The sequence below is a fragment of the Herbidospora daliensis genome (assembly GCF_001570585.1).
In the GTDB taxonomy this organism is placed as follows: domain Bacteria; phylum Actinomycetota; class Actinomycetes; order Streptosporangiales; family Streptosporangiaceae; genus Herbidospora; species Herbidospora daliensis.
Map to the genome: position 1 here is coordinate 934,746 of NZ_BBXF01000001.1, position 25,689 is coordinate 960,434.

The following is a 25,689-nucleotide window of genomic DNA, read 5'->3' on the forward strand; positions in this document are numbered from 1 at the left end:
GGTGCCGTGACATGACCACGTTCTGGTTCATCCTGATCGCCTTCCTCTGGACCGGCTACTTCGTCCTGGAGGGCTTCGACTTCGGGGTCGGCGCGCTGATGCCGGTCCTGGCCCGCGGCGAGGCCGAGCGCCGCCAGGTGCTGCGCACCATCGGCCCGGTCTGGGACGGCAACGAGGTGTGGCTGATCACCGCGATCGGCGCCATGTTCGCCGCCTTCCCCGCCTGGTACGCCGGCTTCCTCAGCCAGTTCTATTTGGCGGCCGTCATGGTCGTGCTGGCGCTGATCGTGCGCGGCGTCGGGCTCGAATGGCGCGGCAAGGTGCGCGCCAAGGAGACCCCGCTGGTGGACGTCGCGATCGTCACCGGCAGCGTGCTGCCCGCCTTCCTGTGGGGGGCGATCTTCGGCAACGTGCTGTTCGCGTCGGCGTTCGCGACCGTCATGGGCGGGCTGCTGTCGCTCGGCCTGGCGCTGGTGCACGGCGCGGTGTTCGTCGCGCTGAAGACCAAGGGCCCGGTCAGGGCCCGCGCCCGCGAGACCGCCTGGGTCGCGGGCGTGGTGCTCGTTCCGGTGGCCGCCTTCGCCCTGTGGCGGCTCGACGCGGTCCCGGCCTACGCCGCCATGGCGACGTACGCCGCCGGGGTGGTGCTGGTCTGGGCCGGGAAGGAGGCGTGGGCGTTCGCGTGCACGGCGGTCACGATCGTGCTGACCACCGCCGCGACGTTCCTCGCCCTCCACCCCGAGCCCCTGCCGGGGCTCATGATCGAGTCGGCCGCCTCGGGCCCCTACACGCTCACGGTCCTCACGTGGATCGGCCTCGTCGCGCTCCCCGGGGTCATCGCCTACCAGGCGTGGACCTACTGGGTGTTCCGCAGGAGGCTGACCGCTCCGGAGGTCCTGCTGGAGTCGCGCAGCGCGTAGAGGTCGGACGGGGAGATCGGCATCCGGTCGATGACGATCTTCTCGGCGTCCTCGACCGCGCCCGCGACCACCGCGGAGACCGGGATGACCCCGGCCTCGCCGGCCCCCTTGATGCCCAGGGGGTTGAGCGGGGACGGGGTCTCCAAATGGTCGGTCTCGATCTTCGGGATCTCGGTGACGTAGGGCATCAGGAAGTCCATGAACGACGCGTTGAGCAGCTGGCCGTACTCGTCGTAGGCCATCTTCTCGTAGAGGGCCCCGCCGACGCCCTGGGCGACGCCGCCGTGGATCTGCCCCTCGACCAGCATCGGGTTGATCATCTTGCCGCAGTCGTGCACGACGGCGTACCGGAGGATCTTGATCTCGGCGGTGTCGGGGTCGGTCTCGACGATGGCGGCGTGCATGCCCGACGCGAACGTCGAGCGCACCGGCGAGTAGTAGTCCTTGCCCTCCAGGCCCGGCTCCTGGCCCTCGGCGACCGGGGGCTTCTCCATGCTGCCGCCGGTGGCGAACTGGGTGGCCCGCTTGGCCTCCTCGTCGAAGGCGTACCGCAGCGGGTTGGAGAGCACCGCGACGGTGGCGAGCGGGATCGAGGCGCTGGGGGCGCCCACGACGTGCACCATGCCGTCGGTGATCTCCAGGTCGGCCGGGTCGGCCTCCAGCGCGTCGGCGGCGATCTGGAGCGCCTTCTCCTTGACCTTCCGGCACGCCAGCGCGATGGCGTTGCCGCTCATCACGGCGGCGCGGGAGGCGAAGGTGCCGACGGCGTAGCCGAACCGCCGGGTGTCCCCGGTGACGACCGACACCTTCTCGATCGGCACGCCGAGCTCGGTCGCGGCGATCTGGGCGAACACCGTCTCGTGGCCCTGCCCCTGGGAGGTGAGCCCGGTGGAGACGTGGACCCGCCCGTCGGAGGTCACCTGGACGTGGCCGCCCTCGTAGGGGCCGACCCCGGTGCCCTCGACGTAGCAGCCGACCCCGATCCCCAGCTTCCTGCCCTGCTGGGCGGCCTCCTCCTGAAGCCGGGGGAAGTCGTCCCAGCCGATCAGCTCTTTCAGCTTCCGGAGCGACTCGGGGTAGTCGCCGCTGTCGTAGATCAGCGGGCGGCCGTCCTGGAAGATCATCTGCTGGTCGTAGGGGAACTCGTCGGGCTGGATGAAGTTGACCGCCCGAACGTCGGTCCGGTCCTTGCCGAGGTACTGGGCGATCTTGTCCATGGTGCGCTCCATGCAGAACACGCCCTGCGGGCGCCCGGCCCCCCGGTAGGGGGTGACCTGCACGGTGTTGGTGTAGACGGAGAAGAACTCGACCCGGTAGGAGCCGATCTTGTACGGCCCCAGGAGCTGCGTCGAGGTGATGATCGGCACGATGATGCCGTAGGGCGTGTAGGCCCCGTGGTCGTGCAGGATCTCGACGTCGAGCCCGAGGACGCGGCCCTCGTCGTCGAAGCCGACCCTGACGTGCTGGACCTGGGCCCGCTCGTGGGCCGAGGAGACGAAGTGCTCGCGCCGGTCCTCGGTCCACTTGACCTCGCGGTCGAGCAGCCGGGCCGCCCACGGCACCAGGATCTCCTCCGGCCACGGGTGCACGATCTTCACCCCGAACCCGCCGCCGACGTCGGGCGCGATGACCTCGACCTTCGGCAGGGGCAGCCCGAGCTTGGCCGCGATGGCCATCCGCACGCTCGTGGACGTCTGGGTGGAGCTGTAGACGCGCAGCGAACGGTCGTCGGCGTCCCAGCGGGCGTACACCCCCTTGCCCTCCATCGGCATGCACGCCGACCGTTCGATGTCGAGCCGGAACTCCAGCGTGTGGGGCGCGGCCGCGATGACGTCGCGGGTGGCGCGGCCGTCGCGGTGGGCGACCTCCTGCACCAGGTGCGCGCCGATGTTGCCCGGCACGTCGTCGTGGACGAGGTTGGGGCCCTCGACGGCGTTCTCCAGCCCGACGACGGGCTTGAGGAACTCGTAGGAGACCTCGATCCGCTCGCAGACGTCCTCGGCGATGTAGCGGTCGGTCGCGACGACCATGACGATCGGCTCGCCGACGTGCCGCACGACGTCCTTGGCCAGGCAGTAGGCGGTGCGGCCGTGGGTGAGCGCCGGGTGGGGGATCAGCAGCGGCAGCGGCTCGCGCACGCCCTCGGGCAGGTCCTCCCACGTGTAGATCGCGACCAGGCCCTCGACGTCGATCGCGTCGTCGACGTCGATCCCGGTGATGCGGGCGTGCGCGTGCGGCGACCGGACGAACGCCACGGCCAGCGCGCCGGCGCCCAGGTCGTCGAGGTAGCGGCCGTTCCCGGCGACCAGCCGGGCGTCCTCCCTGCGGCGGACCGGCTCGCCGAACAGCTTGGTCGTCACGGGCCCTCCTCGGCCATCAGCTCGGCGGCGCGGTGCACCGACTTCACGATGTTCTGGTAGCCGGTGCACCGGCACAGGTTGCCCGCCACCGCCTCGATCGCCTCGTCGTCGGCGGGCGCGGGGTTCTCCCGCAGGAACGCGGTCACCGTCGTCAGGAACCCGGGGGTGCAGAAGCCGCACTGGAGCCCGTGGCACTCGGCGAAGGCCCGCTGGACCGGCGACAACCTCTCGCCGTCGGCGAGCCCCTCGACGGTGGTGACCTCGTGCCCGGCGACCGACACGGCGAAGGTCAGGCAGGCCCGCACCGGCTGCCCGTCGAGCAGCACCGTGCAGGCCCCGCAGACCCCGTGCTCACATCCGACGTGGGTGCCGGTCAGGCCGAGGTCGTGGCGGAGGAAGTCGCTCAGCAGCCGCCGCGCGGGCACCCGCGCGTGGCGCGGCACCCCGTTCACGATCAGGGTCACGTCATGCATCGGCGGCCTCCTTCAGCGCCCGCGCGGCCAGCACGCCGGTCAGGTGCCGCCGGTAGTCGGCGGTGGCGTGGATGTCGGCCTCCGGCTCGATCTGCTCCTGTACGAGTCGCGCCGCCCGCGCCCAGTCGCCGCCGGCCTCGGTGACGTCGACGACCACGGGCACCGGCCCGACGCTCAGGCAGGCGACCCGGGCGTGCCCGGGGGCGACCAGCGCCGCGACCCCCGCCATGGCGTAGTCGCCGTGCCGGCGCGCCACCTCGACGATCGCCGTCCCGCCCTCGGCGGCCGGGAAGAACACGGAGAGGGCCAGTTCGCCGGTGCGCAGCGACGACTCCATCGGCCCGGTGAAGAACTCGGCGGCCGGGATGTCACGTTCCCCGTCGGCCCCGCGCACCCGGACCGACCCGCCGAGCAGCGCCAGCACGGCCGGCATCTCGGCGGCCGGGTCGGCGTGCACGATGCTGCCCACGGTGGTGCCCCGGTTCCGGACCGCCGGGTGGGCCACCAGCCGCAGCGCCCGCCGGACGAGCGGCTGGGCCGCGAAGGCGGTCTCGCTGGCCTCGACCTCGGCGTGCCGGGCCAGCGCGCCGACCCGGACTCCCCCGGCCTCGGCGGTGATCTCGCCGAGCCCGGCCACGTGGTTGATGTCGACCAGCCGGCCGGGCGCGGCCAGCCGCATGTTCATGAGCGGGATGAGGCTCTGGCCCCCGGCCAGCACCTTCCCGTCGGCCCCCGCCGCGGTGAGGGCCTCGACGGCCTCGGCCACCGTGGCGGGAGCGTGGTAGACGAACGAAGGAGGCTTCACTTAAACCGTTCTACTCCCGGAAAGCGCTCGGAGCAGGTGGTACCCGCCCAATACGACCACGGTGCCCAGGGCGATGCCGCCGAGGTCGAAGCCCTCGACGATCTGCATGTTGACCGGGCCGATGGCCAGGATGATGCCCGCGCCGATCGGGACCATGTTGACCGGATCGGCGAAGTCGACCCGGTTCTCGATCCAGATCTTGGCGCCGAGGAGGCCGATCATGCCGTACAGGATGACCGTGACGCCACCGAGCACGCCGCCCGGGATCGCGTAGACGAGCGCGCCGAACTTGGGCACCAGACCGAGCAGGATCGCGATGACGGCGGCGATGTAGTAGGCCAGCGTCGAGTAGACCCGGGTGGCGGCCATGACGCCGATGTTCTCCGCGTAGGTGGTGGTGGGCGAGCCGCCCACGGCCGAGGTGACCACGGTGGCGACGCCGTCGCCGATGATCGCCTTGCCCATGACCGGGTCGACGTCGGCGCCGGTCATCTCGCCGACCGCCTTGACGTGTCCGATGTTCTCGGCGATGAGAGCGATGACCGCCGGGAGCACCACGATGATGGCCGAGAGCTTGAAGTCGGGCGCGTGGAAGTTCGGCAGCCCGAACCACGCGGCCTGCTCCACGCCGCCGAAGTCGACCCGGAAGTGACTGGTGACCTGGCCGGCGCCGGTGGGGGCGGTGATCTGCCCGAAGATCCGGTCGGCGAGCCACGAGAGGACGAAGCCGGAGACCAGGCCGATGAGGATGCCGAGCCGTCCGACGAAGCCCCGGAACAGGGCGATGATCACGAAGGTGACGAGCATGGTGAGCAGGGCGATCCACTGGTCCTGCGGCCAGTAGATGTCGGCGACGACGTAGGCCAGGCCGAAGCCGATCAGCATGACCACCGCGCCGGTCACGACCGGCGGGAAGATCCGGTTGATGACGCCGATGCCGAGGAAGTGGATGATCACGCCGCACAGCGCGAGCACGACGCCCGCCACCAGGATGGCGCCCGTGATCGTGGCCGGGCTGCCGCCCTGCGCGGTGATCGCGGCGGCGCCGCCGACGAACGACGCCGACGTGCCGAGGTAGCTGGGGATCTTCCCGTTCACGATGAGCAGGAAGATGATCGTCGCGACGCCGCTCATCATCACCGCGACGTTGGGGTCGAGCCCCATCACCACCGGGAAGACGAACGTGGCGCCGAACATCGCGATGACGTGCTGGGCGCCGAAACCGACCATGCGCGGCCACGACAGCCGCTCGTCGGGTTTGACCACCTCTCCCGGGGCGAGCGTGCCCTTTTCTCCGTGTACCTTCCACCCGAAAGCCATGTGAGCCCCTTTGCAACGGGCCGACACCTGGTGGCCACCCCGCAGGCATCCCAGCGCGGCAAAACATTCAGCAGCCCTTCTACCTGGGCTGTTGCGGGCACATTAGGCCCGTGATCTCTGTAGCACACGGGCAGCATGTGCCAAACAACCGGCCTCAGATGCCGCGCATGTTGAGGACATGGAGCGCCAGGGTGAGGTTGAGCCGCAGATGGGCGTCCTCGGTGAAGTTGCCGAGCAGGCGTTCGAGCTTTCCCAATAGACGGGCGCTAGATCCCACGCATGTTGAGCACATGGAGAGCGAGCGTCAGATTGAGGCGCAGATGGGCGTCCTCGGTGAAGTTGCCGAGCAGGCGTTCGAGCTTTCCGATGCGGTAGCGCAGCGTGTTGTAGTGGAAGTGCAGCCGCCGGGCGGTCTCGGCCACGTTGAGGTTGGTCTCCAGCAGGACGTGCAGGGTGCGGCGCAGGTCGGCGTTCTCGGCGTCGTCGTCGCCGGCCAGTGCGCCGAGGGTCTCCCGCACGAAGGCGTGCAGTTCGGCGGTGTCGTTGACGAGCGAGAGCAGGCGGTAGACGCCGAGCTGGTCGAAGTGGGCGACCGCGCCGTTGCCGTGGAGCTGGCGGCCCACCCGGGCGGCCTTGAGCGCCTGGGCGTAGGCGTCGGCGAGCCCTTCGGCGCCGGAGGCGATCCGGCTCATGCCGGTCGAGAAGGTGCACTCGGCGAAGGCGGCCTGCGCGGCGGTGGCGAGCCGGGCGGTGTCGGCCCCGGCCCCGACGATGACGACGACCTCGTGGGAGAACCCGGCGACCGCGCCGCGCGGGTCGTGGCGGCGGACCGCGGCCTGCCAGACGGCCAGCAGCCGGTCCTGCGCGGTGCGCTCGTCGCTCTCGGGGTCGAGCTCGGCGACCATGACGCTGACGGGACGCTCCAGGTCCCAGCCGAACGCCTTGGCGCGTTCGGCGATGCGCCCGCCGCCCCGGCCGGTGAGCACGTCGCGCAGGAAGTCGGCGCGGTACTTGCTCTCGACCGCGTTGACGGCCTCCTGCTTGGTGATGACGAGGGCGGCGACGGTGGCGGCCCGCTCCAGGATGCGGATGTCGCTCTCGCGCAGCGTGCCGGCCTGGCTGAAGGCGACGATCCGGCCGTGGTGGTGGCCGCCCGCCACGATCGGCACGACCGCGTAGTGGCCGTCGGCCCGCACCATCGGCTCGGGCTGGTCGCGGCCCGGCCCACTGATCATGTACGCGTCGCGCAACATCGCCACCTGCTCGGAGCCCCCGGCGGCGGCCAGGGTCGCGCCCGAGACGTCCATGGCGGCGACGGCGACCTCCAGCAGCCCGGCGACCTCGGCGGTCACCTCGCGCATGCCGCCGCCCGCGAGCACGATCTGGACCAGGCCCCGGTGGGCGTCCTCGGCGCGGGCGAGGATGGCGGCCTGCCGGTTGAGGATGTCGGTGAGCACCTGGTTGAGGATGTCGTCGAACCCAACGTCGTTCGGCAGGATGATCAGCGGGAAGCCGAGCCGGTCGGCCTGTTCGATCATCTCGGCGGGCAGCTCGTCGAGGTATCTGCCCAGCTTGATGGCGAGGGCCGACAGCCCGCGTTCGTCGAGATCGGCCACCAGGCGGCCCAGCGACTGGGGCGTGTTCCTGAGCGGGTAGCCCGTCGTGAGCAGCAGCTCGTTGGGCTTCACCCACGCCAGGATGTCGGGCACCTCCATGACGTTGAGGCGCTGGACGATCCGGTCGAGCCCGGCCCTCCCGGCGATGAGCCGCGCCCCGGCGAGGGTCGAGACTCCCAGGACCTCCCCGACCGTCACCCCGTGGATGATCGTTCCGGTGCTGGCGAGCCGCATCGCGGGTGCAGCGGGATCCGTCGTCATGGTGCGCTCCGGGGGGATTTGAACGTTCTCCGCAAATTGTGCCTGACTGGGCGACTGTCAGGAAGAGCCAAGCATTTGGCCGACTGTTGGCAGATTTCCCCGTACGGACCCCGGGGGTCGCGTTCTAGCGTCCCTTCTAATGGGGGTACGGATGAGGGAGGACTCGTGGCTGTAGGTACACGCCCTCGAAGCCGGCGCCCGGTGCAGACGGCGCAGCCCGAGGTCACGTACCTGTCCGGGGCCGCCGCCACCAGTCTCCGGCCGCTTCTGGAGGCCCCGCGCCGCCCCGCCCGGGTGCTGGCCGCCTTCCCGTCGGCGGTCTACCTGGAGGTGCGGACCGAGACCGAGCCGCGCGTGCTCGCTCTCGTGACCGGTGAGGCCACCCGGCTGCCCAACGCCGTTGTGCTGACCGGCGCGCTCGAAGGCTTCGCGGCCGGCGACGACGCGTGGGTCGGCGACGGCGTCGTCGAGGCCGGCGGCCGGGCCGTGCGGGTCCGCCGCTGGTGGGACCCCGCCCCGTCGCTGGGGCCCGTCTCCGCCGCCGCGCTCGCCAAGACCCTCCCCGTACTGCACGACATCTGCGTCTCCTCCCCCCGGCAGCCCGGCCTGGAGAGCGGCGGCGCGTCCGCGCTGCTGTCGGCCGGCTGCCACCGGGGCTCGCTCGTCGACGCGATCACCGCGGCCGAGCAGCTCATGGGCCTGGGGCCGGGCCTGACGCCGAGCGGCGACGACATGCTGGCCGGGCTCCTGGTCACCCTGCGCTCGGTCGGCACGGCCGCCGGGGTCGGCCGGGCCGTGTGGCTGGCCGACTGGCTGGCCGCGGCGGTCACCTTCGACGCCCGCACCCGGACCACCCCGATCTCCGCGACGCTGCTGCACTGCGCGGCGCGCGGCGAGGCGGGCCTGGAGACCCTCGCGGTGCTGCGCGGCCTCACCGGCCGCCAGCCGCTGGAACCGGCGGTCCACCGCCTGCTCCGGCTGGGTCACACCTCGGGCGCCGACCTGGCGTGGGGCATCAGGACGGGAGTGTCCGCCGTCCTCGGACTTGGTGAGAGGGACGCTGAGTGAACCTGGTGGAGATCCGTCCGGGGGTCTATCACGACTCGGTCAGCCTGATGAGGGTCAGCCAGGCGCTGACCGGCCGCCCGGGGGTCGAACTGGCGATCGTGGCGATGGCGACGGCGCTGAACGTCGAACTCGCCGCCGACGCGGGCTTCGACGTCCCGGCCGCGACCGCCGGCGACCTGCTGGTCGCGATCCGGGCGACCACGGACGCCGACCTCCAGGAGGCCGCCGCCGACCTGGAGCGGCAGTTGTCCGCGCGGGCCGAGACGCGTGACCGGGCCGAGTCCCTCCCCCGCACGATCCGGGCCGCCGCGCGCCTGGCCGACCCGTCGGCGGTCGTGCTGGTCAGCGTGCCGGGCGAGCACGCCTTCACCGAGGCGATGGAGGCGGTCGACGCCGGCCACTCCGTGATGATCTTCAGCGACAACGTGCCGGTGGCGCGGGAGGTCACGCTCAAGGACCTGGCCCGCGAACGGGGCGTCCTGGTCATGGGCCCCGACTGCGGCACCGCGATCGTCGGCGGCGCGGGCCTGGGCTTCGCCAACGTGGTCCGCCCCGGCGCGGTCGGCGTGGTCGCCGCCTCCGGGACCGGCGCGCAGCAGCTCACCGCCCTCCTCGACCTGGCCGGGGTGGGCGTCAGCCACGTGCTCGGCGTCGGCGGCCGTGACCTGGGCGCCGCCGTCGGCGGCCGCTCCACCCTCCAGGCTCTGGACGCCCTCATCGCCGACCCGGCGACCGAACTGATCGTGATCGTCTCCAAGCCGCCCGACCCCGACGTGGCCGCCCGCCTCGACGAGGCGATCGCCCGGAGCCCCAAGCCGGTGATCACCGCCCTGCTCGGCGCGGGCAGGCCCGACCTGACCACGGCGGCCGAGTCGGTCCTGCGCGCCGTCGGCGCCCCGATCCCGGCGTGGCCGAGCTGGCCCGGCAACACCGAACCCGGCGGCGGCCCCCTGCGCGGCCTCTATTCCGGCGGCACCCTCTGCACCGAGGCCCGCCTGATCGCCGGCACGGGCGACTTCACCGACTTCGGCGACGACGAGTACACCGTCGGCCGCGCCCACCCGATGATCGACCCCGCCCTCCGCCTGGAGGCCCTCGACGCGGTCACCGAGGGCGTCGCACTCCTGGACGTCGTCCTGGGCCACGGCTCCGACCCCGACCCGGCCGCCTCCCTGTCATCGGCCGTCGCGGCGGCCAAGTCCCGCGGCGTCTCGGTCGTCGTCGCATTGGTCGGCACGGAGGGCGACCCCCAGAGCCTCCAGGCCCAGGCGGCCCGCCTGTTCGAGTCGGGCGCCGAGGTCTACACCTCGAACGCCCAGGCGGCGAGAAGAGCCGCGACCCTGGCAGGCGCGCCCCCAGCAGAGCCCGCCACCACTCCGGCCGCTGGCGCAACCTCGGCCACCGGCAGCACGGCCGACACCCTCGGGTGGGTGGGCCGTCCTATGGCCATGCTGTCGGCGGAGCCCTCGGTCGTCTCGGTGGGCGCGTCGATCCTGGCGGAGGCGCTCGACCAGCAGGCCGTGGCGCACACGCCCGTCGACTGGCGGCCTCCCGTGCAAGGGGTGGCCGCTGATCTGGCGGCCGTGATGGCCGATCCGCGCCGGAAGGCGGCCAACGAGAAGGCGGTCGGGCGGCTGTTGAGCGCCAGGCCGCATCTCGTCGGGGTCAAGCGGGCCGGAGACGTACTGGACCTCCCGAAGGGGACCTTCTTCCACGCCGGGCCGCCCATCGAGTGGGAACGGGCCTCCGGGCCCATGCGGGGCGCGCTCATCGGCGGGATGTTGTTCGAGGGGCTGGCCGCCGACGCCGAGGAGGCCGAGCGGAAGCTCGCGGGGGGCGAGGTCAAGCTCGACTCCTGTCACCACCACCGGACCGTCGGGCCCATGGCGGGCGTCGTGTCTCCGTCCATGTGGATGCTGGAGGTGCACGACGCCGAGAACGGCGGCACCGCCTTCTGCTCGCTGAACGAGGGCCTGGGCAAGGTGCTCCGCTACGGCGCCTACGGGCCCGAGGTGATCGAGCGGCTGCGGTGGATGGGCGAGGTGCTGGGCCCGGCGCTGGCCGAGGTCATGAAGGTCACCGGGCCGCTCGACCTGCGCAACCTGATCGCGCAGGCCCTCCAGATGGGCGACGAGCTGCACAACCGCAACCGGGCCGCCACCTCTCTCATGGTCAGGGAGCTCGCCCCGGCCATCGTCGACGCCGTGCCGGGCCGGGCCGCCGAGATCCTGCGGTTCGTCAACGGCAACGACCACTTCTTCCTGAACGCCGGCATGGCGGCCGGCAAGGTCGCGGCCGACGCGGCGCGGAACGTCGAGGGCTCCTCGATGGTCGTCGCGATGGCCCGCAACGGCACCGACTTCGGCATCCAGGTCTCCGGCCTCGGCGACCGCTGGTTCACCGGCCCGGCGGGCGTGCCCGACGGCCTCTATCTGGGCGCCTACGGCCCCGGCGACGCCAACCCCGACATCGGCGACTCGACCATCACCGAGACGGTCGGCCTGGGCGGCTTCTCGATGGCCGCCGCGCCGGCGATCGTCCGGTTCGTCGGCGGCGACGTCGCCGACGCGGTCGCCGCCACCACGGCCATGTACGAGATCACTCTCGCCGAGCACCCCGTTTACCAGATCCCGGGTCTCGGGTTCCGCGGCACACCCGCCGGTATCGATGTCACACTGGTCACGCGGACCTCGGTGCTGCCGGTAGTCAATACGGGTATCGCCGGGCGCGTCGCCGGAACAGGGCAGGTCGGAGCAGGTCTGGTGAGCCCTCCGATGGAGGCGTTCACCGCCGCGTTGGCCGCTTTGGCCCGGGTTTAATTCCCTTTGACCCTGGTTTGACCCTAATATCGGTGGCCAACCTCAGAAAATCGCGCGGGTATCTCGCGCGGCCCGGACGAGGAGAATTGGGGACCCCGCCTATGACGACCGATCGCCTGCTCGGTATGGTCCCCGATGGTCAGGGCGGGACGCCCGAGGGGCAGGGCAGGCTCGTCGGCCGCCGCTACCGGCTGTTGTCGCCGGTGGGCCGGGGCGGCATGGGCATGGTGTGGCACGCGCACGACGTGCTGCTCGACCGCGACGTCGCCGTCAAGGAGCTGATCCTCCCCTACGGCCTCGACCAGCAGGGCCGCCAGACCGCCCACACCCGCATGCTCCGCGAGGCCCGTTCGGCCGCGCGGCTGAGCCACCCGGGCATCGTGACCGTCCACGACGTCGTCGAGGAGGACGGCCGCCCGTGGATCGTGATGGAGCTGGTCCGGGCCTGGTCGCTGGAGCAGGCGGTGCGCCAGAGCGGGCCGCTGCCGGTCGTCCAGGCCGCCGAGATCGGCATCAGGGTGCTCGACGCGCTGCGTCACGCCCACGCCGCCGGCATCCTCCACCGCGACGTCAAGCCCGGCAACGTGCTGCTGACGGCCGACCGCGTGGTGCTCACCGACTTCGGCATCGCCGCCATCGAGGGCGACGTGTCGATCACCCACCCGGGCCTGCTGATGGGCTCCCCGGCGTACATCCCGCCGGAGCGGCTGCAGGGCCGCCCGATCACGTTCGCGGCCGACCTGTGGTCGTTCGGCGCCACCCTCTACGCGGCGGTGGAGGGCCGGCCCCCGTACGAGGGCCCCGACGCCGTCGCCGTGCTGGGCGCGGTGCTGACCCAGGAGCCCAACCGCCCCGGGCGGGCGGGCGCGCTGATGGGCGTCATCGAGGGCCTGCTGCGCAAGAACCCGGCCGACCGGCTGCCCGCCGCGCAGGTGTCCGACATGCTGGAGCACGTGCTGCGCCAGCACGGCCTCGGCGTGCGCCCGACCGCCCCGCCGCAGAGCCCGGCCCAGGCCCAGCCGCAGCCCCCCGCCGGGCCCTCCCCCGCGCCGACCCCCGCCGACCAGACCCCGGTTCAGATGCTGCCGCCACTCGACCCGCCCTCCGGACCGATGCCCTCGCGCATCATCGAGACCCCGTCGGGTCCGGTCCGCGTGCCGTACGACCCCAACAGCCCGTCGGGCGGCTACCCGATGAGCGCCCCCAAGCCCGACCCGCTGAGCAGCCCGACCGGTGACATCACCACGACGGGCGGCGTGTCGTTCTTCGCGCCGATCACCCCGAGCAAGCCCGGCGGCCCGAGCCGTCCGGCGCCCGCCGGCGCGGCGCAGACCTCGGGCGGCTGGCCGATGCCCGACCAGAAGGACCTGCCGGAGTTCGGCGACCCGGGCAGGGACGTCCGCGCCGGGAAGTCGTTCGACGGTCCGGGCGACAAGGCCGCCGAGCGCAAGCCCGCCCCGCCGCGCGCCTCGCGCCGCCGCAAGGACCCCGACGACGAGCGCGGCAGCCGCAGCACCCTGCTCGCGGTGGTCGCGGCGATCGCCGTGATCGCGGTCGTGGTGCTGGTGTTGTTGATCATGGTACCGGGTGACGACACGCCCGCCGACCCGCGCGGCCAGGCGGTGGCGACCGCCCCGGCCGACAACGGCGCCGACGTGCCGGTCGTGCCCGCCGCGCCCGAGGGCGAGCTGCCCGAGGGCTTCCGCAACCACACCGTCGGCGGCGTCACCGTCGCGGTCCCCGACACCTGGAAGGTCGCCGCGCAAGACGGCGCGGTCGTGCTGACCGGCCCGAAGGACAGCGGCCAGAGCGGCCTGATCGAGGACATCCCCGACGGCGGCCTCGACGCGCTGAAGAAGGCCGAGGGCAAGGCGTCGTTCGAGGAGTACACCCAGCTGCAGCTGGCCGAGGTGGAGTACCGCTGGCCGGCCGCCGAGTGGGAGTACACCCACCGCGACGCCGCGAACGTGACCGTGCACACGGCGATCCGCTACGTCACGGTCGGCGGCCGCTCCTACTCGATCACCTTCACCGCGCCCGACTACGACTGGACCGAGAGCGCCGCGAGCGTGCGCGCGACCCTCTGGAACTCCTTCACCCCGGCGTAAAACCCGTTGTGGGCGCTGTCATGAGCCATGCCAGACTTCGCTCATGACAGCGATCCCCCTCGCATCCCACCAGAAGGTGCAACGCCGCACTCTCGGAGTGCTCTCCCTGGTCCAGATCGTGTCCGGGATGGGGATCGCCGTGGTGCTCGCGCTGAGCTCCCTCACGGTGTACGACCTCTCGGGCTCCGAGGCGATCAGCGGCCTGGCCGGCACGGCCACAGTGCTGGGCACCGCGTTGATGGCGCTCCCGGCGGCCAGGGCCGCCGACGCCGGCGGCCGCAGGGCGGGCCTGTCCCTCGCCTACGGGACCGCGCTCCTCGGCTGCCTGGCGGCGGTGGCGTCGGTCGGACTCGGATCGTGGCCGCTGCTCCTGCTCTCGCTGGTCCTCATCGGGGCGGGCAGCGCCGGAAACCTGTCGGCCCGCTACGCCGCCACCGACCTGGCCCCGCCGGGCCGGACCGCCCGCCATCTGTCGCTGGTCGTCTGGGCGGCCACCATCGGCAGCGTCACGGGCCCCAACCTGGCCGAGCCGGCCGACACGCTCGGCGTGGACCTGGGGCTGGCGCGCTCGGCCGGCTCGTTCGCGCTCGCGGCGGTCGCGTTCGCGGCCTCCCTGGTGGTGATCAACGCCGGGCTCCGGCCCGACCCGCTGCTGCTGGCCCGCCAGAGCCGCGAGGTGGCCGTCGCCCGGCGGCGGCAGCCGCTGCGCGAGGCCGTGGCGACGGTGAAGGCGGCCCCCGGCGCCCGGATCGGCCTGCTGACGATCGCGGCCGGACACACCGCGATGGTGTCGGTGATGTCGATGACGCCCGTCCACCTGGCCCACGGGCACGCCGGCATCTCGGTCATCGGCATGGTGCTGAGCCTGCACATCGCCGGGATGTTCATGTTCTCGCCGCTCGTCGGCTGGGCCGCCGACCGGTTCGGCCGGGCCGTGGTCGCGACGGCCGGCATGGGGATCCTGGTCGTCTCGGGGCTGCTGGCCGCCTTCGGCGGGCACGACGTGCCGGTGATCACGGCGGGCCTGGTGCTGCTGGGTCTCGGCTGGTCGTGTTCCCTGGTCGCGGGGTCGGCGATGGTGACCGAGGCGGTCGCCCTGGAGCGCCGCCCGGCCGTGCAGGGCCTGTCGGACCTGCTCATGAACGTCTGCGGCGCGGCCGGCGCGCTGCTGGCCGGCGCGATCGTCGGCACGCTCTCCTACCTGGTCCTCGGCCTGATCACGGCGGCGCTGACCGGCCTGACCGGGGTGGTCATTTGGCGTCGGCGTAACACCGCACCGGTGTCGCCCCCATCGGGAACCTGACCGGGGTCGCGCCGAACAGCAGGCGGGTCGCCTCCTCGGCGCTGGCCGCGATGGCGGCGGCCACCTCTGGGGCCTGGTCTTCCGGGCAATGGACCATGACCTCGTCGTGCTGGAAGAACACCAGCCGCGCGGCGCCGGTCAGCCGCCCGCGCAGCACGGCCATCAGCGTGAGCGCCCATTCGGCGGCGGTGGCCTGGACGACGAAGTTGCGGGTGAACCGCCCCCGGTCGCGGGCGGCACGGCCCCCGTCGGGCCCGGAGACGACGGCCCGCCAGCGGTCGGACGGCGGCGGGCTGGTGCGGCCCAGCCACGAGCGCACCACCCGGCCCTCCTCCCCGGCGCGGGCGGCGTCTTCGACGAACGCGTAGGCCTGGGGGAAGCGGGAGCGCATCACGGCCAGCAGTTTGGGGGCGTCGCCGCTGGTGCCGCCGTACATGGCCGACAGCATGGCGATCTTGGCGGCGTCGCGCTGGCCGCCGAACGCCTGGGCCAGCGCGGCGTAGAGGTCGATCTCGCCGGCGGCGCGGGCCAGCCCCCGGTCGCCGGCCATGGCGGCCAGCACGCGCGGTTCGAGCTGGGCGGCGTCGGCGACCACGAGCGTCCACCCGTCGTCGGCCACCACCGCCCGGCGCAGCACCTTCGGGATCTGCAGCGCCCCTCCCCCGCTGGTCGCCCACCGCCCGCTGACCACGCCGCCGACGACGTACTCGGTGCGGAGGCGGCCGTCGTGGACCCACTGGTCGGCCCACGCCCACCCGTGGGCGCTGAACAACCGCGCCAGCTCCTTGTACGCCAGCAGCGGCGCCACCGCCGGATGACCGACCTGCTTCAGCACGTGGGACCGGGTCGACGGCACCTCCACCCCGGCCGCCTTGAACGCCTTCACGATCTGCTGCGGCGAGTCGGGGTTGACCGGCCGGCCGAACGCGGCCGCGACCTGGTCGGCGAGCGCCTGGAGCTTGGCGGGCCGCATGCCGTGGGCGGGCCGGGGCCCGAGCAGGCCGGTCAGCAGCTCGTCGTGGACCGGCTCGCGCCACGGCATGCCCTCGTGGCGCATCTCGGCCGCGACCAGCCCGCCGGCCGACTCGGCCGCGACCAGCAGCCGGAACCGGCCGGGCTCGGGCAGCGCCGCGATGCGGGCGGCCTGCGCGGCGGCCACCTCGTCGACGAGGGCGGCCCCCGGCTCGGCCGGCGCGGGCTCGGGGTCGAACAGCGACCCCTGGGCGGCCTCGGGCCCCTCGTGGCGGTCTTCGGGCACCGGGAGCCCGTGGAGCCGCGCGTGGGCGGCCAGCACCGACCGGGGCTCGCCGTAGCGGCCCTCGGCGGCCAGCAGCAGGTTCTCGGTCAGCGCGACGTCGTGGCAGCGCGCCACCCGCACGCCCCGGGCCAGCAGCCCCGGGTAGACGCGCCGGGTGTCGGCCCACACCCACCGGGGCGGCGCACCGGCCTCGACGCCCCGGACCGCCGCCGCCAGGTCGGCGACGGGACCTCCGGGGAGCAGCTCACCGCTGCCGTCTTTCGCCCCGGAAACCGTCACCTGCACGGTTCCAGCCTGCCAGGCGCCACCGACAGTTCCCGCTGCCGGGCTCGCCCCCCTGTGGTCGTTCTGCCGCAGGGTGGGCGGGAGCCGTAAAAGAGCGGGATCTCAGGCCAACGGGATGATCACTTCGTCTTCGACCGGAGGTTCGAGCTCCTGGGCCAGGCAGCCGGTCGCGGCGAAGCAGCGGATGCGCAGTTCCGCCGGGGTGACCGAGACGTGCAGGAAGCTCTTGAAGAACGGCGGGGTGTCCCAGTCGGTCAGCTCGGAGATCCAGCGGTGGAAGAAGCGGCCCACCGGCAGGTGGAAGGGCATCGGCCAGCCGCCGAGGAACCGGGCCGCCCACTTCATCCGGGCGGTGATCCGCACGGGCGGGGTGTCGCGGACCGGCTCGTTGCCGATCTGCCGCGACATCAGCGCCACGGCCTCTTCAGGCGTCAGGTAGAGCCACTTCATCCGCAGCTTGCGCGAGTAGAGCAGGCTGTAGAACGACAACGAGTCGCCGCGCAGCGGGTAGCAGCGGAAGTCGTCCTCGTGGACCTTGTCGACGCGCGGGATCGTGTGGGTGGCGTGCATGAACGCGCCGCCGCCGCCCGCGACGAAGTACTGGATGACCCGCCCGTCGACGTTGACCGGGAACCGCTGGTAGTTGTGGACGTCGCCGCCGATCGCCGCCACGTAGTTGTGCGCCGGGTCGCGCACGATCTCGTCGACCGTGCCGCCGCCCTCGATCGGGCAGGGCTTGTAGTCGTTGCGCACGTAGATCGGCTTGCCGGTGACGAGCACCTTGGGCCGGGTGTCGGCCGACGAGACGTGCCGCAGCCACTCGCCCTGCTCGCGGTCGAGCGAGCCGGTGATGCCGGTGTCGATGCCGACCAGCACGAGCTCGCCCAGGTCGAGCACCCAGTAGGGAGCCGGCTGCCGGGCCTCCTGCGTCGGCTTTCCGCGCAGCTTCCACGCCTCGGCCAGCGCGGCCTCGTCGATCGCCTCGGGCTTCTTCCAGAGCAGGCCGCGCAGCCCGGCCGGGGAGAGCCGGAAGCCCTCCCGCTCGACCTTGAGCGGCTTGGCGCCGCAGAAGACCCGCATGAAGCCGCCCAGGCCGTCGTACCAGTCGTGGTTGCCGGGGATGGCGAAGATCGGGGCGTCGTAGTCCTTGAACGGGCGGAAGAACTTGTCGCAGTAGTCGCTCGCGGCGCCCGTCGGGTAGATCACGTCGCTGGCGATCACCGCGAAGTCGGTCGTGCCGCCCACTTTCAGCAGGCCGGGGACCACCGCGTACTGGGAGGCGTCGCCCTCGCCGGTGTCGCCGATGACGACGAACGAGTACTCCGGGCCCATCAGGCGGGTCATCCGGAAGTCGGGGTCGGCGCCGTTCTCGCGCATGGACGCCACCCAGCGGCGGCGCACCTCGGCGGACGGATCGCCGAACAACCCGGCGAGGATCTCGTTGCGCGACCGCCACAGGGTCTTCGGGTGTAACCACGTGAAGGTGTTCTTGTTGGGACGCAGCGCCTGGAAGGTCCCGATCTCCTGGCAGTGCCACCCGGCGCCGTGCTCGGAGACCCGGGAGGAGACCTGTTTCCCGCGCGCGGCCGCAGCCTCGACGCCGATGTCCGCCATACGGTCAATCTTGCTCGGTTTCAGGGGACGAGGACACCGGGGTTGAGAATCCCCATCGGATCGAGACTTTTCTTGATCGCCCGCATCACGCCGACGCCCACGGGGCCGATCTCGGTGGCGTAGGCGGCGCGGTGGTCGCGGCCGACGCCGTGGTGGTGCGAGATGGTGCCCCCGGCCAGCCCGATCGCCTCGGACGCCTTGGCCTTGGCGGCCTCCCAGCGGGCCAGCGGGTCGTCGCCGGAGGCGGTGACGACGGTGAAGTAGAGCGACGCGCCGGTCTCGTAGAGGTGGGAGACGTGGCACATCACGATCAGCCGGCCGAGCGAGGCCTCCAGGGCGAGCCTCACGGCCTCGTAGAGGCGGGGCAGCGTCGACCAGTGGGCGGCGGTCTCCAGCGTCTCCACGGTCGCCCCGGCGGCGATGAGCGCGTCGCGCAGGTAGGGGCCGCCGAACCGGCCCTCGGCCCAGCGCTCGGCGGGCTCGGCGCCCAGGTGCTCGGCGCCGGCGAACCTCGGCGGCTCGCCCCCTTCCAGGCCGACCACCATCAGGCAGCCGGAACCGCCGCCGATCATGGTCTCGGTCTCGTCGGACAGGCGGAGCACCGCCGGGAGCCGCCGCTCCTGGGCCAGGACGCGCATCGCGTCGCGCCCGGCCGCGAACGACGGGAACCGCCAGGCGTCCCAGGTCCGCCGCGCGGGCATCCGCCGCACCCGCAGCCGCATCGAGGTGATCACCCCGAACGCCCCCTCGGAGCCCAGCACGACGTGCCGCAGGTCGGGCCCGGCGGCCGAACGCGGCGCCCGGCCGATCTCCCAGTCGCCCACCGGAGTGGCCACGGTCAGCCCCTCGACCATGTCGTCGAACCGCCCGTATCCCGCCGACGCCTGCCCCGACGAGCGGGCGGCGGCGAACCCGCCGAGGGTGGCGTACTCCCACGACTGGGGGAAGTGCCCCAGCGTCAGCCCCCGGGCGTTGAGCAGTTCCTCGGCCTGCGGCCCGCGCAGCCCCGGCTGGAGCTCGGCCAGCATCGACTCCTCGTCGACCGACACCAGCTTGTCGAGCCGCCGCAGGTCGAGCACGACCGAACCGGAGAACCCGTCCCATTCGCACGTGACCCCGCCGACGACGGACGTCCCTCCCCCGAAGGCCACCACCGAGACCATCTCGTCGCTGCACAACCGCAGCACCTCTGAGATCTGGTGGTGCGAGCCCGGCAGCACGACGGCGTCGGGGGCGTCGTCGGCGTCTCCCATCCGCATCTTCAGCAGGTCGGGCGTGGATTTGCCCCGCGTGTGCCGGATCCGGGCATCGGCGTCGGTCCGGACGTTCTCCGCGCCTACGATGGTCCGGAGCGAGTCCAGCACGAACGACGACAGACCGGTCGCGGGGAGCCTGACGTCGCCGAACCCCGCCGGCTCGTCGGCGGGCGGCGTGACGCCGAGCGCCTCCGCGAGCAGGTCGAGCACTTCCGGAGCGAGCCCGGTCGCCTTCTCGGGGTCGCCCCAGCCCGACCAGAGCATGGGCTGCACGGGGGTACGCGGAGTCTCCACAGGATGCCGGCCTCTCGGTAGGTTACCCAAGGGTAGTGCCCGTCCCGATCAAGGAACCGCATGGAGACCTCCCTCAACGCGGCCCGCCGCGCCCGCGACCTCGACGACGCCCGCCGGGAGGTCGCCGACCTCCTGGTGGTGGGCCTGGGCGCCACCGGCGCGGGGGTGGCGCTCGACGCCGCCGCCCGCGGGTTGTCGGTGGTCGCGATCGACGCCCACGACCTGGCCTTCGGCACCTCCCGGTGGAGTTCCAAGCTCATCCACGGCGGGCTGCGCTACCTGGCGTCCGGCCAGATCGGGCTGGCCAGGGAGAGCGCGGCCGAACGCCACGTGCTGATCCGGCACACCGCGCCCCACCTGGTGAAGGCGCAGCCCTATCTGCTGCCGCTGACCCCCGGCGTCCCGGCGGCGACGGCCCGCAAGCTGATGACCGGCTACCGGCTCGGCGACCTGCTGCGCGCCGCCGCGGGCACCCCGAGGAAGCTGATCCCCGGCCCGGCGCGGCTGGGCGCGGCCGAGGCGCTCGACCTGGTCCCGGCGCTGGCCGCCGACGGGCTGCGGGGCGCGCTGCGCTCCTATGACGGCCGGGTGGTCGACGACGCGAGGCTGGTGGTCGCGCTGGCCCGCACCGCCGCCGGGCACGGCGCCCGGGTGCTGACCCGCTGCCGCGCGCTCGGCCTGGCCGGCGACGGCGCCGAGGTGCGCGACGAGCTGACCGGCGACGTGTTCACGGTCAGGGCCAGGGCGGTGGTGAACGCCACGGGCGTGTGGGCGGGCCTGCTCGCCCCCGAGATCACGCTGCGGCCCTCTCGTGGCACCCACCTGGTGCTGCGCGAGGGGGTGCTGGGGCCGCTGCGGGCCGGGCTGCACGTGCCGATCCCGGGCGAGTCGAGCCGGTTCCTGCTGGTGCTGCCGCAGAGCGACGGGCACGTCCTGGTCGGGCTGACCGACGAGCCGGTCGAGGGGCCGGTGCACGACGTCGCCGAGGCGCCCGAGGGCGACGTGGAGTTCCTGCTGGCCACGCTCAACGGCGTGCTGGGCGTGCCGGTGACCCGCGACCAGGTCGCGGGCGCCCACGCCGGGCTGCGCCCGCTGCTCGACACCGGCTCGGGGCAGGGGACGGCCGACCTGTCACGCCGCCACGCGGTGCTCCGGGGCGCCGACGGCGTCGTGACCGTCGTCGGCGGCAAGCTCACCACCTACCGCCGCATGGCCGAGGACGCCGTCGACGCGGCCTGCCCGCAGGCCCGGCGCAGCACCACCGCGCGGCTGCCGCTGGTCGGGGCCGCCACGCGCGGCATCAGGGCCCCCTGGCGGCTGGTCGAGCGCTACGGCGCGGAGGCCGAGGACATCACCGCCCTCATCGAGTCGAACCGGGCCCTGGGCGCGAAGGTGCTTCCCGGGGAACCGACGACATGGGCCGAGCTCCTGTGGGCAGTGCGCCACGAGGGCGCGCTCGACGAGGACGACCTCCTCGACCGGCGTACCAGGATCGGCCTGATTCCGGAAGACCGCCAAATGGCGCTGAAAGTCGCACGCCACGTTCTGTCACTTCAGCCCTGAACGTTTGACAGCATCGTCTAAGGTTAGGATTACCTAACCGAAGATGATCACAAGGACGGAACGGGCACATGAGCAAGGGTTGCGACCACGCGGCGGGCCTGCACACCGGCGACGCGCCGGTGCTCGCCAGCGCGACGGTCGGCGCCCGCCGGTGGCTGCTCATCGAGCACAACGGCCCCTGGGCCGCATACCTGCCCGAATGCCGTCTTCCGCAGAGCGTGCTGGCCCTCATCGACCGCGCCACCGCCCTCGGCATCCGTTCGCAGCTCATCCGCCGCCCCGACCGCGAGACCACGCAGGGCCCCCGCGCGCTGCACGTTTTCGTCGGATCGTCCACGGGGAGTGACCCCTGGCTGGCAGAGGCCTGGCTCGACCACCCCGACGATCTTGACCTGGGCGCACTTGTGGACGGAGCGCTTCCGGAGTCCTGCATACTTGTCAGTGAGCCGGTATTTCTGGTCTGCACGCACGCCAAGCGCAACGCGTGCTGCGCCCGCTTTGGTCTCCCGATCGCGAGATCACTATCCCGGAAACACCCCGGGAATGTGTGGGAAACCACACATGTCGGCGGCGATCGATACGCCGCCAACCTCGTGTGCTTGCCACACGGGCTTTACTACGGCAGCATGTCTGAGGCTGCCGCGATCGCGGCGGCACACGCCTACCGTGACGGCAAGATCGTTCTTGACCGTTTCCGGGGGCGCGCGGGTCTCCCTGAGCCATCGCAAGCCGCCGAGCATTTCGTCCGGTCACACACGGGCGAGCTCTCGGTCGGCGGAGTGGCCGTGGAATCCTCCCGGTCGGAAGGTGACTCCACCGTGTGCGTTGTGCAAACCAACGCGCAGGGTGGAACGTCCCGTTTTCGGGTAGTGGTCGAGCCTTCGGTGTTCGCGGCACCGTGCGGTCTCGCCTGCGCCGAAGAGATCACGACCTACAGGTTGGCCGAGCTCAAGCAGCTCACCCCGGCTTTGACCTGAGGCTTCGCAAGAAGCCGGGAACACCACGGACGCTCCTCGCGTTGCAAAAGAGGAACCCATAAGCGTCCATTGCGGCACAAACACTGAAATACCTCTTCTCACCAAAGGTGGTTTCTCATGTCTCAGGTACGTCGGCAGCTCGCCCGCCCCCGCCCCAGTTGGGGTTGGCAGGATGATGCCGCGTGCCGGGGAGAGGACCTTGTGCTGTTCTTCGGCCCTGACGGGGAGCGCCAGCCTGAGCGCGACATCCGCGAGCGGAAGGCGAAGGCGATCTGCGCCGGCTGCCCGGTCCGCGCGGAGTGTCTTGACTACGCGCTTTCCCGCCCTGAGAAGTACGGCACCTGGGGTGGCCTGAACGAGGACGAGCGCGCTTCCGAGCGTCGCCGTCGGATGCGGCGCGCCGCGAGCGCCGGCATCAGCGCCGTCGCCTAGCACCACCCTCCCCGGCATTCGCCAGATCTCCCTGGTTGTGACCCGCTGGGATGTTCCGCCCACCGATGCGGCGGCGGAACACCCAGTAGGTCCACGACTGGTACAGCAGCACCAGCGGCAGGAACACGACCGCGACCCACGTCATGATCTGCAAGGTCTTCGGCGTGGACGCGGCGTTTTCTATGTCCAGACCGTTTTCCGAACCCGCCGTCGACGGCAGCACGTCGGGATGGAGCGCCGCGAAAAGGCTGACCGCGGCCGCCCCGATCGCCGCGGCCGAGCCGGCGAACGCCCAGCCCTCCCGGCCGAAGAAGTTGGCCGCCATCGCCACGCACCACGCCCCGATGGCGACCGCGGCGAGCAGAACACTCACGAACGACCCTTCCATGGCCTGTGCCCAGGTCAGGAACACGACGGCCAGAACCGCCGCGATCACCCCGCTTTTCTCCGCGACGCCCTTCGCCTTCCGCCGGATCCTGCCCATCGTCTTCACCGCCAGGAACACCGCGCCGTGCGTGACGAACAGCGCCAGCGTCGTCAATCCGCCGAGAATCGCGAACGGGTTCAGCAGGCCCCAGATCGGGCCGGCGAATTCATGTTTCCCGTCCAGGGCGATTCCGCGCACGACGTTCGCGAACACCACACCCCAGAGAAACGCGGGCGCCAGCGAACTCCAGAAAAGGCACCGGTCCCAGTTGCGCCGCCATCTTTTCGTGTCGCGGCTGCCCCGGTATGTGAAGGCCATCCCGCGCACGATCAGCGCCAGCAGAATGAGCAGCAGCGGCAGGGAGAAGGCGCTGAACAGCGCGGCGCCCCATTGGGGGAAGGCGGCGAACAGCGCCCCGGCGGCGGCGATGAGCCAGACCTCGTTGCCGTCCCACGCCGGCCCGATCGTGCCGACCATCACCTGGCGTTCCCGCTCCTCCTTCGGCAGGTACGCCAGCAGCACCCCCACCCCGAAGTCGAAGCCCTCCAGCACGAGGTAACCCGTGAAGAGCGCGGCGACGGCGGCGAACCAGATGTCGGCGAGGGTCACGGCGTCCACTCAGTCACCGTAAGTGATGATTGATCACACGGAACGGAGGCACGCCCGGGTTTCGTCGTCGGTGAGCTGCTCGAACCGTTCGTACCAGCCGCCGACGGAACCGAACTCCTCGGGCGCGATGACCGCGACGACCTCGTCGGCCTCGGTTTCGAGCGATCTGACCGCCGCGGCGGCGCCCACCGGGACCGCGAGGGTGACGCGGTGCGGGTGCTGGGCCCGGACCGCCCGCAGGGCCGCGCGGGCCGTGCCGCCGGTGGCCAGGCCGTCGTCGACCACGATCACGTCACGGCCGCGCAGGTCGGGAGGTGGACGTCCGTCGCGGTAGGCGTCGACCCGGCGGGCCAGTTCGGCGCGTTCGGCCGCCACGACGTCGTCGAGGTCGCTCGCGCGGTAGCCGGTCCGGCGCAGCATGGCCCGGTCGAAGACCGGTTCGCCGCCCTCGGCGATGGCCCCCAGGCCCAGCTCGGGCTGGAGGGGATGGCCGAGCTTGCGGGTCACCAGCACGTCGAGCGGCACCCCGAGCGCCTGGGCGACCACCGCGCCGACGGCCACCCCGCCGCGCGGCAGCGCGAGCACGAGGTCGGCGGGCGTGCCCGCCAGCGCCTCCGCGAGGAGCGCGCCGGCGGACGTGCGATCCGGGAAGGGGTCCACCTTTCCGGTCCTACCCACCCGATCAGGGACGGCCGCGGCCCCGCATGCCCTTGTGGATGATTTTCCACTTCCTGGTCTCCTCGGCCTGGAGCCGGGCGTCGCTGCGCCGCGCCATCCAGGCCGCCTCGCGCTGGAGCTTGCGCCAGCTCTCCAGCCGACGTTCGGGCAGCTCGCCGCTCTCCAGCGCCGCCATGACCGCGCAGCCCGGCTCCGACTCGTGGGAGCAGTCGCCGAAGCGGCACTGCTCGGCCAGGTCCTCGATCTCCGAGAACACGCGGTCGACGCCGTCGGACATGTCGAACAGGCCGACCCGGCGGATGCCCGGGGTGTCGATGACGATGCCGCCGCCGGGCAGCGGGATCAGCTCCCGATGGACGGTGGTGTGGCGGCCCCGGCCGTCGCCGGCCCTGACCTGCTGGGTCTCCATGACCTCGCCGCCCGCCAGGGCGTTGACGAGGCTCGACTTGCCCGCGCCGGAGGCGCCCAGGATCACGGCGGTCCGCGACCCCATCAGGTAGGAGCGCACGGCCTCGACCCCGTCGCCGGTGAACGACGACACGGCGTGCACGTCGACGCCCGGCGCGGCGTTCCGCACGTCGGCCAGCAGGTCGTCGAGGCCCTGCTCGAAGAGGTCGGCCTTGGTGATGACGACGACGGGCGTGCCGCCGCTCTCCCAGGCCAGCGCGGTCAGCCGCTCGATGCGGCCGAGGTCGGCGAAGTCGGTCGCGTGCATGGCCGGTTCGGCCACGAACACGATGTCGACGTTGGCGGCCAGCACCTGGCCCTGCCCGTCGCCCGACAACCCGCCGCGCGAGTCGCGGGACACTCCGCCCCGGACGAACGCGGTGGCCCTGGGCAGCACCTCGTCGAGTTCGTGGCGGCCCTCGGCGAGCAGCCGCAGCGCCACCCAGTCGCCCACGCAGGGCAACTTGGTGGGGTCGGCGGCGGATTCCCGGCGCACCCGGGCGCCGTAGTGGGCCTGGATCTGGCCCTGTTCGGTGATGACCTCGGCGGCGCCGCGGTGCACCCGGGAGACCCGGCCCGGGATGGTGTCCGCGGGGAGGGTACGCGAGTCGTCCCAGCCGAGGAGAGAAAGATCGAAAACGAGCGGATCGAAGAACACTTCGGGTGAAACCCTTCAGGATGGAACAGGCCCCGCGTACGTCAGCGGGCGGCCCGGAGGTGGATGGACGACAGGCTCAGGAGAAAGACCCGCATGTTGTCGCCACCTCCCTGAAGGAAAGACCGGCTCGTTCCGGCC

The 25,689-nt window shown here is 72.4% G+C and carries 19 protein-coding genes; 8 read left to right on the forward strand and 11 right to left on the reverse strand.

Annotated features, from left to right (window positions below):
- Window positions 1-11 precede the first annotated feature (11 nt).
- Window positions 12-920, forward strand: coding sequence for a cytochrome d ubiquinol oxidase subunit II (cydB, locus tag AW274_RS03625; RefSeq protein ID WP_062429298.1), 909 nt, complete (start codon window positions 12-14; stop codon window positions 918-920).
- Here the strand turns inward: cydB (AW274_RS03625) and cutA are convergent.
- The 5 genes from cutA to AW274_RS03650 form a co-directional block, all read right to left on the reverse strand.
- On the reverse strand, window positions 857-3,280 hold the full coding sequence (cutA, locus tag AW274_RS03630) for an aerobic carbon-monoxide dehydrogenase large subunit (RefSeq protein ID WP_062429301.1): 2,424 nt from the start codon (window positions 3,278-3,280) through the stop codon (window positions 857-859). The genes cydB (AW274_RS03625) and cutA overlap by 64 nt on opposite strands.
- On the reverse strand, window positions 3,277-3,753 hold the full coding sequence (locus AW274_RS03635) for a (2Fe-2S)-binding protein (RefSeq protein ID WP_062429302.1): 477 nt from the start codon (window positions 3,751-3,753) through the stop codon (window positions 3,277-3,279). Before AW274_RS03635 ends, cutA begins: the two co-directional genes overlap by 4 nt.
- Entirely contained in the window at window positions 3,746-4,558 is an 813-nt protein-coding gene (locus tag AW274_RS03640) for an FAD binding domain-containing protein (RefSeq protein WP_062429304.1), read from the reverse strand. The genes AW274_RS03635 and AW274_RS03640 overlap by 8 nt, the downstream gene beginning before the upstream one ends.
- The gene (locus tag AW274_RS03645) at window positions 4,559-5,878 is read right to left on the reverse strand and encodes a uracil-xanthine permease family protein (protein ID WP_062429306.1); all 1,320 of its coding nucleotides are present in this window, start codon (window positions 5,876-5,878) and stop codon (window positions 4,559-4,561) included.
- A gap of 266 nt (window positions 5,879-6,144) precedes the next feature.
- Window positions 6,145-7,755 (reverse strand): PucR family transcriptional regulator, encoded by a 1,611-nt coding sequence (locus AW274_RS03650; protein WP_083973806.1) that lies wholly within the window; start codon window positions 7,753-7,755, stop codon window positions 6,145-6,147.
- 201 nt (window positions 7,756-7,956) lie between these two features.
- Here AW274_RS03650 and AW274_RS03655 point away from each other — a divergent pair, with 201 nt between their 5' ends.
- The 4 genes from AW274_RS03655 (at window position 7,957) to AW274_RS03675 (ending at window position 15,053) form a co-directional block, all read left to right on the forward strand.
- Complete coding sequence (locus tag AW274_RS03655) at window positions 7,957-8,823, forward strand: oxamate carbamoyltransferase subunit AllH family protein (protein WP_232319962.1); 867 nt, start codon at window positions 7,957-7,959, stop codon at window positions 8,821-8,823.
- On the forward strand, window positions 8,820-11,642 hold the full coding sequence (locus tag AW274_RS41740; protein ID WP_232319963.1) for a bifunctional FdrA/YlbE family protein: 2,823 nt from the start codon (window positions 8,820-8,822) through the stop codon (window positions 11,640-11,642). The genes AW274_RS03655 and AW274_RS41740 overlap by 4 nt, the downstream gene beginning before the upstream one ends.
- A gap of 101 nt (window positions 11,643-11,743) precedes the next feature.
- Window positions 11,744-13,750 (forward strand): serine/threonine-protein kinase, encoded by a 2,007-nt coding sequence (locus AW274_RS41050; protein ID WP_062429312.1) that lies wholly within the window; start codon window positions 11,744-11,746, stop codon window positions 13,748-13,750.
- Window positions 13,751-13,793: 43 nt separating this feature from the next.
- A complete protein-coding gene (locus tag AW274_RS03675) occupies window positions 13,794-15,053 on the forward strand; it encodes an MFS transporter (protein WP_062429314.1) in 1,260 nt (419 codons plus the stop codon).
- On the opposite strand, the gene AW274_RS03680 is transcribed toward AW274_RS03675, so the two are convergent.
- From AW274_RS03680 to AW274_RS03690, 3 genes are all read right to left on the reverse strand, one after another.
- The gene (locus tag AW274_RS03680) at window positions 15,001-16,596 is read right to left on the reverse strand and encodes a bifunctional 3'-5' exonuclease/DNA polymerase (protein WP_198168998.1); all 1,596 of its coding nucleotides are present in this window, start codon (window positions 16,594-16,596) and stop codon (window positions 15,001-15,003) included. The two genes, AW274_RS03675 and AW274_RS03680, sit on opposite strands and share 53 nt — an antisense overlap.
- A gap of 102 nt (window positions 16,597-16,698) precedes the next feature.
- Window positions 16,699-18,210 (reverse strand): metallophosphoesterase family protein, encoded by a 1,512-nt coding sequence (locus tag AW274_RS03685; protein WP_062429316.1) that lies wholly within the window; start codon window positions 18,208-18,210, stop codon window positions 16,699-16,701.
- Window positions 18,211-18,230: 20 nt separating this feature from the next.
- Window positions 18,231-19,730, reverse strand: coding sequence for an FAD-binding oxidoreductase (locus AW274_RS03690; RefSeq protein ID WP_062429318.1), 1,500 nt, complete (start codon window positions 19,728-19,730; stop codon window positions 18,231-18,233).
- Between the two features lie 90 nt (window positions 19,731-19,820).
- Here AW274_RS03690 and AW274_RS03695 point away from each other — a divergent pair, with 90 nt between their 5' ends.
- The 3 genes from AW274_RS03695 to AW274_RS03705 all read left to right on the forward strand — a co-directional run bounded on the left by AW274_RS03695 (window position 19,821) and on the right by AW274_RS03705 (window position 22,732).
- A complete protein-coding gene (locus tag AW274_RS03695; RefSeq protein WP_062429320.1) occupies window positions 19,821-21,323 on the forward strand; it encodes a glycerol-3-phosphate dehydrogenase/oxidase in 1,503 nt (500 codons plus the stop codon).
- Window positions 21,324-21,391: 68 nt separating this feature from the next.
- A complete protein-coding gene (locus AW274_RS03700; RefSeq protein WP_062429322.1) occupies window positions 21,392-22,300 on the forward strand; it encodes a ferredoxin family protein in 909 nt (302 codons plus the stop codon).
- Window positions 22,301-22,417: 117 nt separating this feature from the next.
- The gene (locus tag AW274_RS03705; protein ID WP_081898622.1) at window positions 22,418-22,732 is read left to right on the forward strand and encodes a WhiB family transcriptional regulator; all 315 of its coding nucleotides are present in this window, start codon (window positions 22,418-22,420) and stop codon (window positions 22,730-22,732) included.
- Here AW274_RS03705 and cydB (AW274_RS03710) read toward each other — a convergent pair.
- Genes cydB (AW274_RS03710) through rsgA form a run of 3 tightly spaced genes read right to left on the reverse strand, consistent with a single transcriptional unit; the run spans window position 22,716 to window position 25,551 of the window.
- Entirely contained in the window at window positions 22,716-23,777 is a 1,062-nt protein-coding gene (cydB, locus tag AW274_RS03710; RefSeq protein WP_232319964.1) for a cytochrome d ubiquinol oxidase subunit II, read from the reverse strand. The genes AW274_RS03705 and cydB (AW274_RS03710) overlap by 17 nt on opposite strands.
- A gap of 24 nt (window positions 23,778-23,801) precedes the next feature.
- Complete coding sequence (locus AW274_RS03715; protein ID WP_062429324.1) at window positions 23,802-24,428, reverse strand: phosphoribosyltransferase; 627 nt, start codon at window positions 24,426-24,428, stop codon at window positions 23,802-23,804.
- 22 nt (window positions 24,429-24,450) lie between these two features.
- A complete protein-coding gene (gene rsgA / locus AW274_RS03720; RefSeq protein WP_062429326.1) occupies window positions 24,451-25,551 on the reverse strand; it encodes a ribosome small subunit-dependent GTPase A in 1,101 nt (366 codons plus the stop codon).
- Window positions 25,552-25,689 lie beyond the last annotated feature (138 nt).

Coding starts and splice junctions, on each gene's coding strand:
- AW274_RS03635 (WP_062429302.1), bottom strand. CDS start 3,753: ATGCATGACGTGACCCTGATCGTGAACGGGGTGCCGCGCCACGCGCGG.
- cydB (WP_062429298.1), top strand. CDS start 12: ATGACCACGTTCTGGTTCATCCTGATCGCCTTCCTCTGGACCGGCTAC.
- AW274_RS03675 (WP_062429314.1), top strand. CDS start 13,794: ATGACAGCGATCCCCCTCGCATCCCACCAGAAGGTGCAACGCCGCACT.
- AW274_RS03650 (WP_083973806.1), bottom strand. CDS start 7,755: ATGACGACGGATCCCGCTGCACCCGCGATGCGGCTCGCCAGCACCGGA.
- AW274_RS03695 (WP_062429320.1), top strand. CDS start 19,821: ATGGAGACCTCCCTCAACGCGGCCCGCCGCGCCCGCGACCTCGACGAC.
- AW274_RS03705 (WP_081898622.1), top strand. CDS start 22,418: ATGTCTCAGGTACGTCGGCAGCTCGCCCGCCCCCGCCCCAGTTGGGGT.
- AW274_RS03685 (WP_062429316.1), bottom strand. CDS start 18,210: ATGGCGGACATCGGCGTCGAGGCTGCGGCCGCGCGCGGGAAACAGGTC.
- AW274_RS03690 (WP_062429318.1), bottom strand. CDS start 19,730: ATGCTCTGGTCGGGCTGGGGCGACCCCGAGAAGGCGACCGGGCTCGCT.
- AW274_RS41050 (WP_062429312.1), top strand. CDS start 11,744: ATGACGACCGATCGCCTGCTCGGTATGGTCCCCGATGGTCAGGGCGGG.
- AW274_RS03645 (WP_062429306.1), bottom strand. CDS start 5,878: ATGGCTTTCGGGTGGAAGGTACACGGAGAAAAGGGCACGCTCGCCCCG.
- AW274_RS03700 (WP_062429322.1), top strand. CDS start 21,392: ATGAGCAAGGGTTGCGACCACGCGGCGGGCCTGCACACCGGCGACGCG.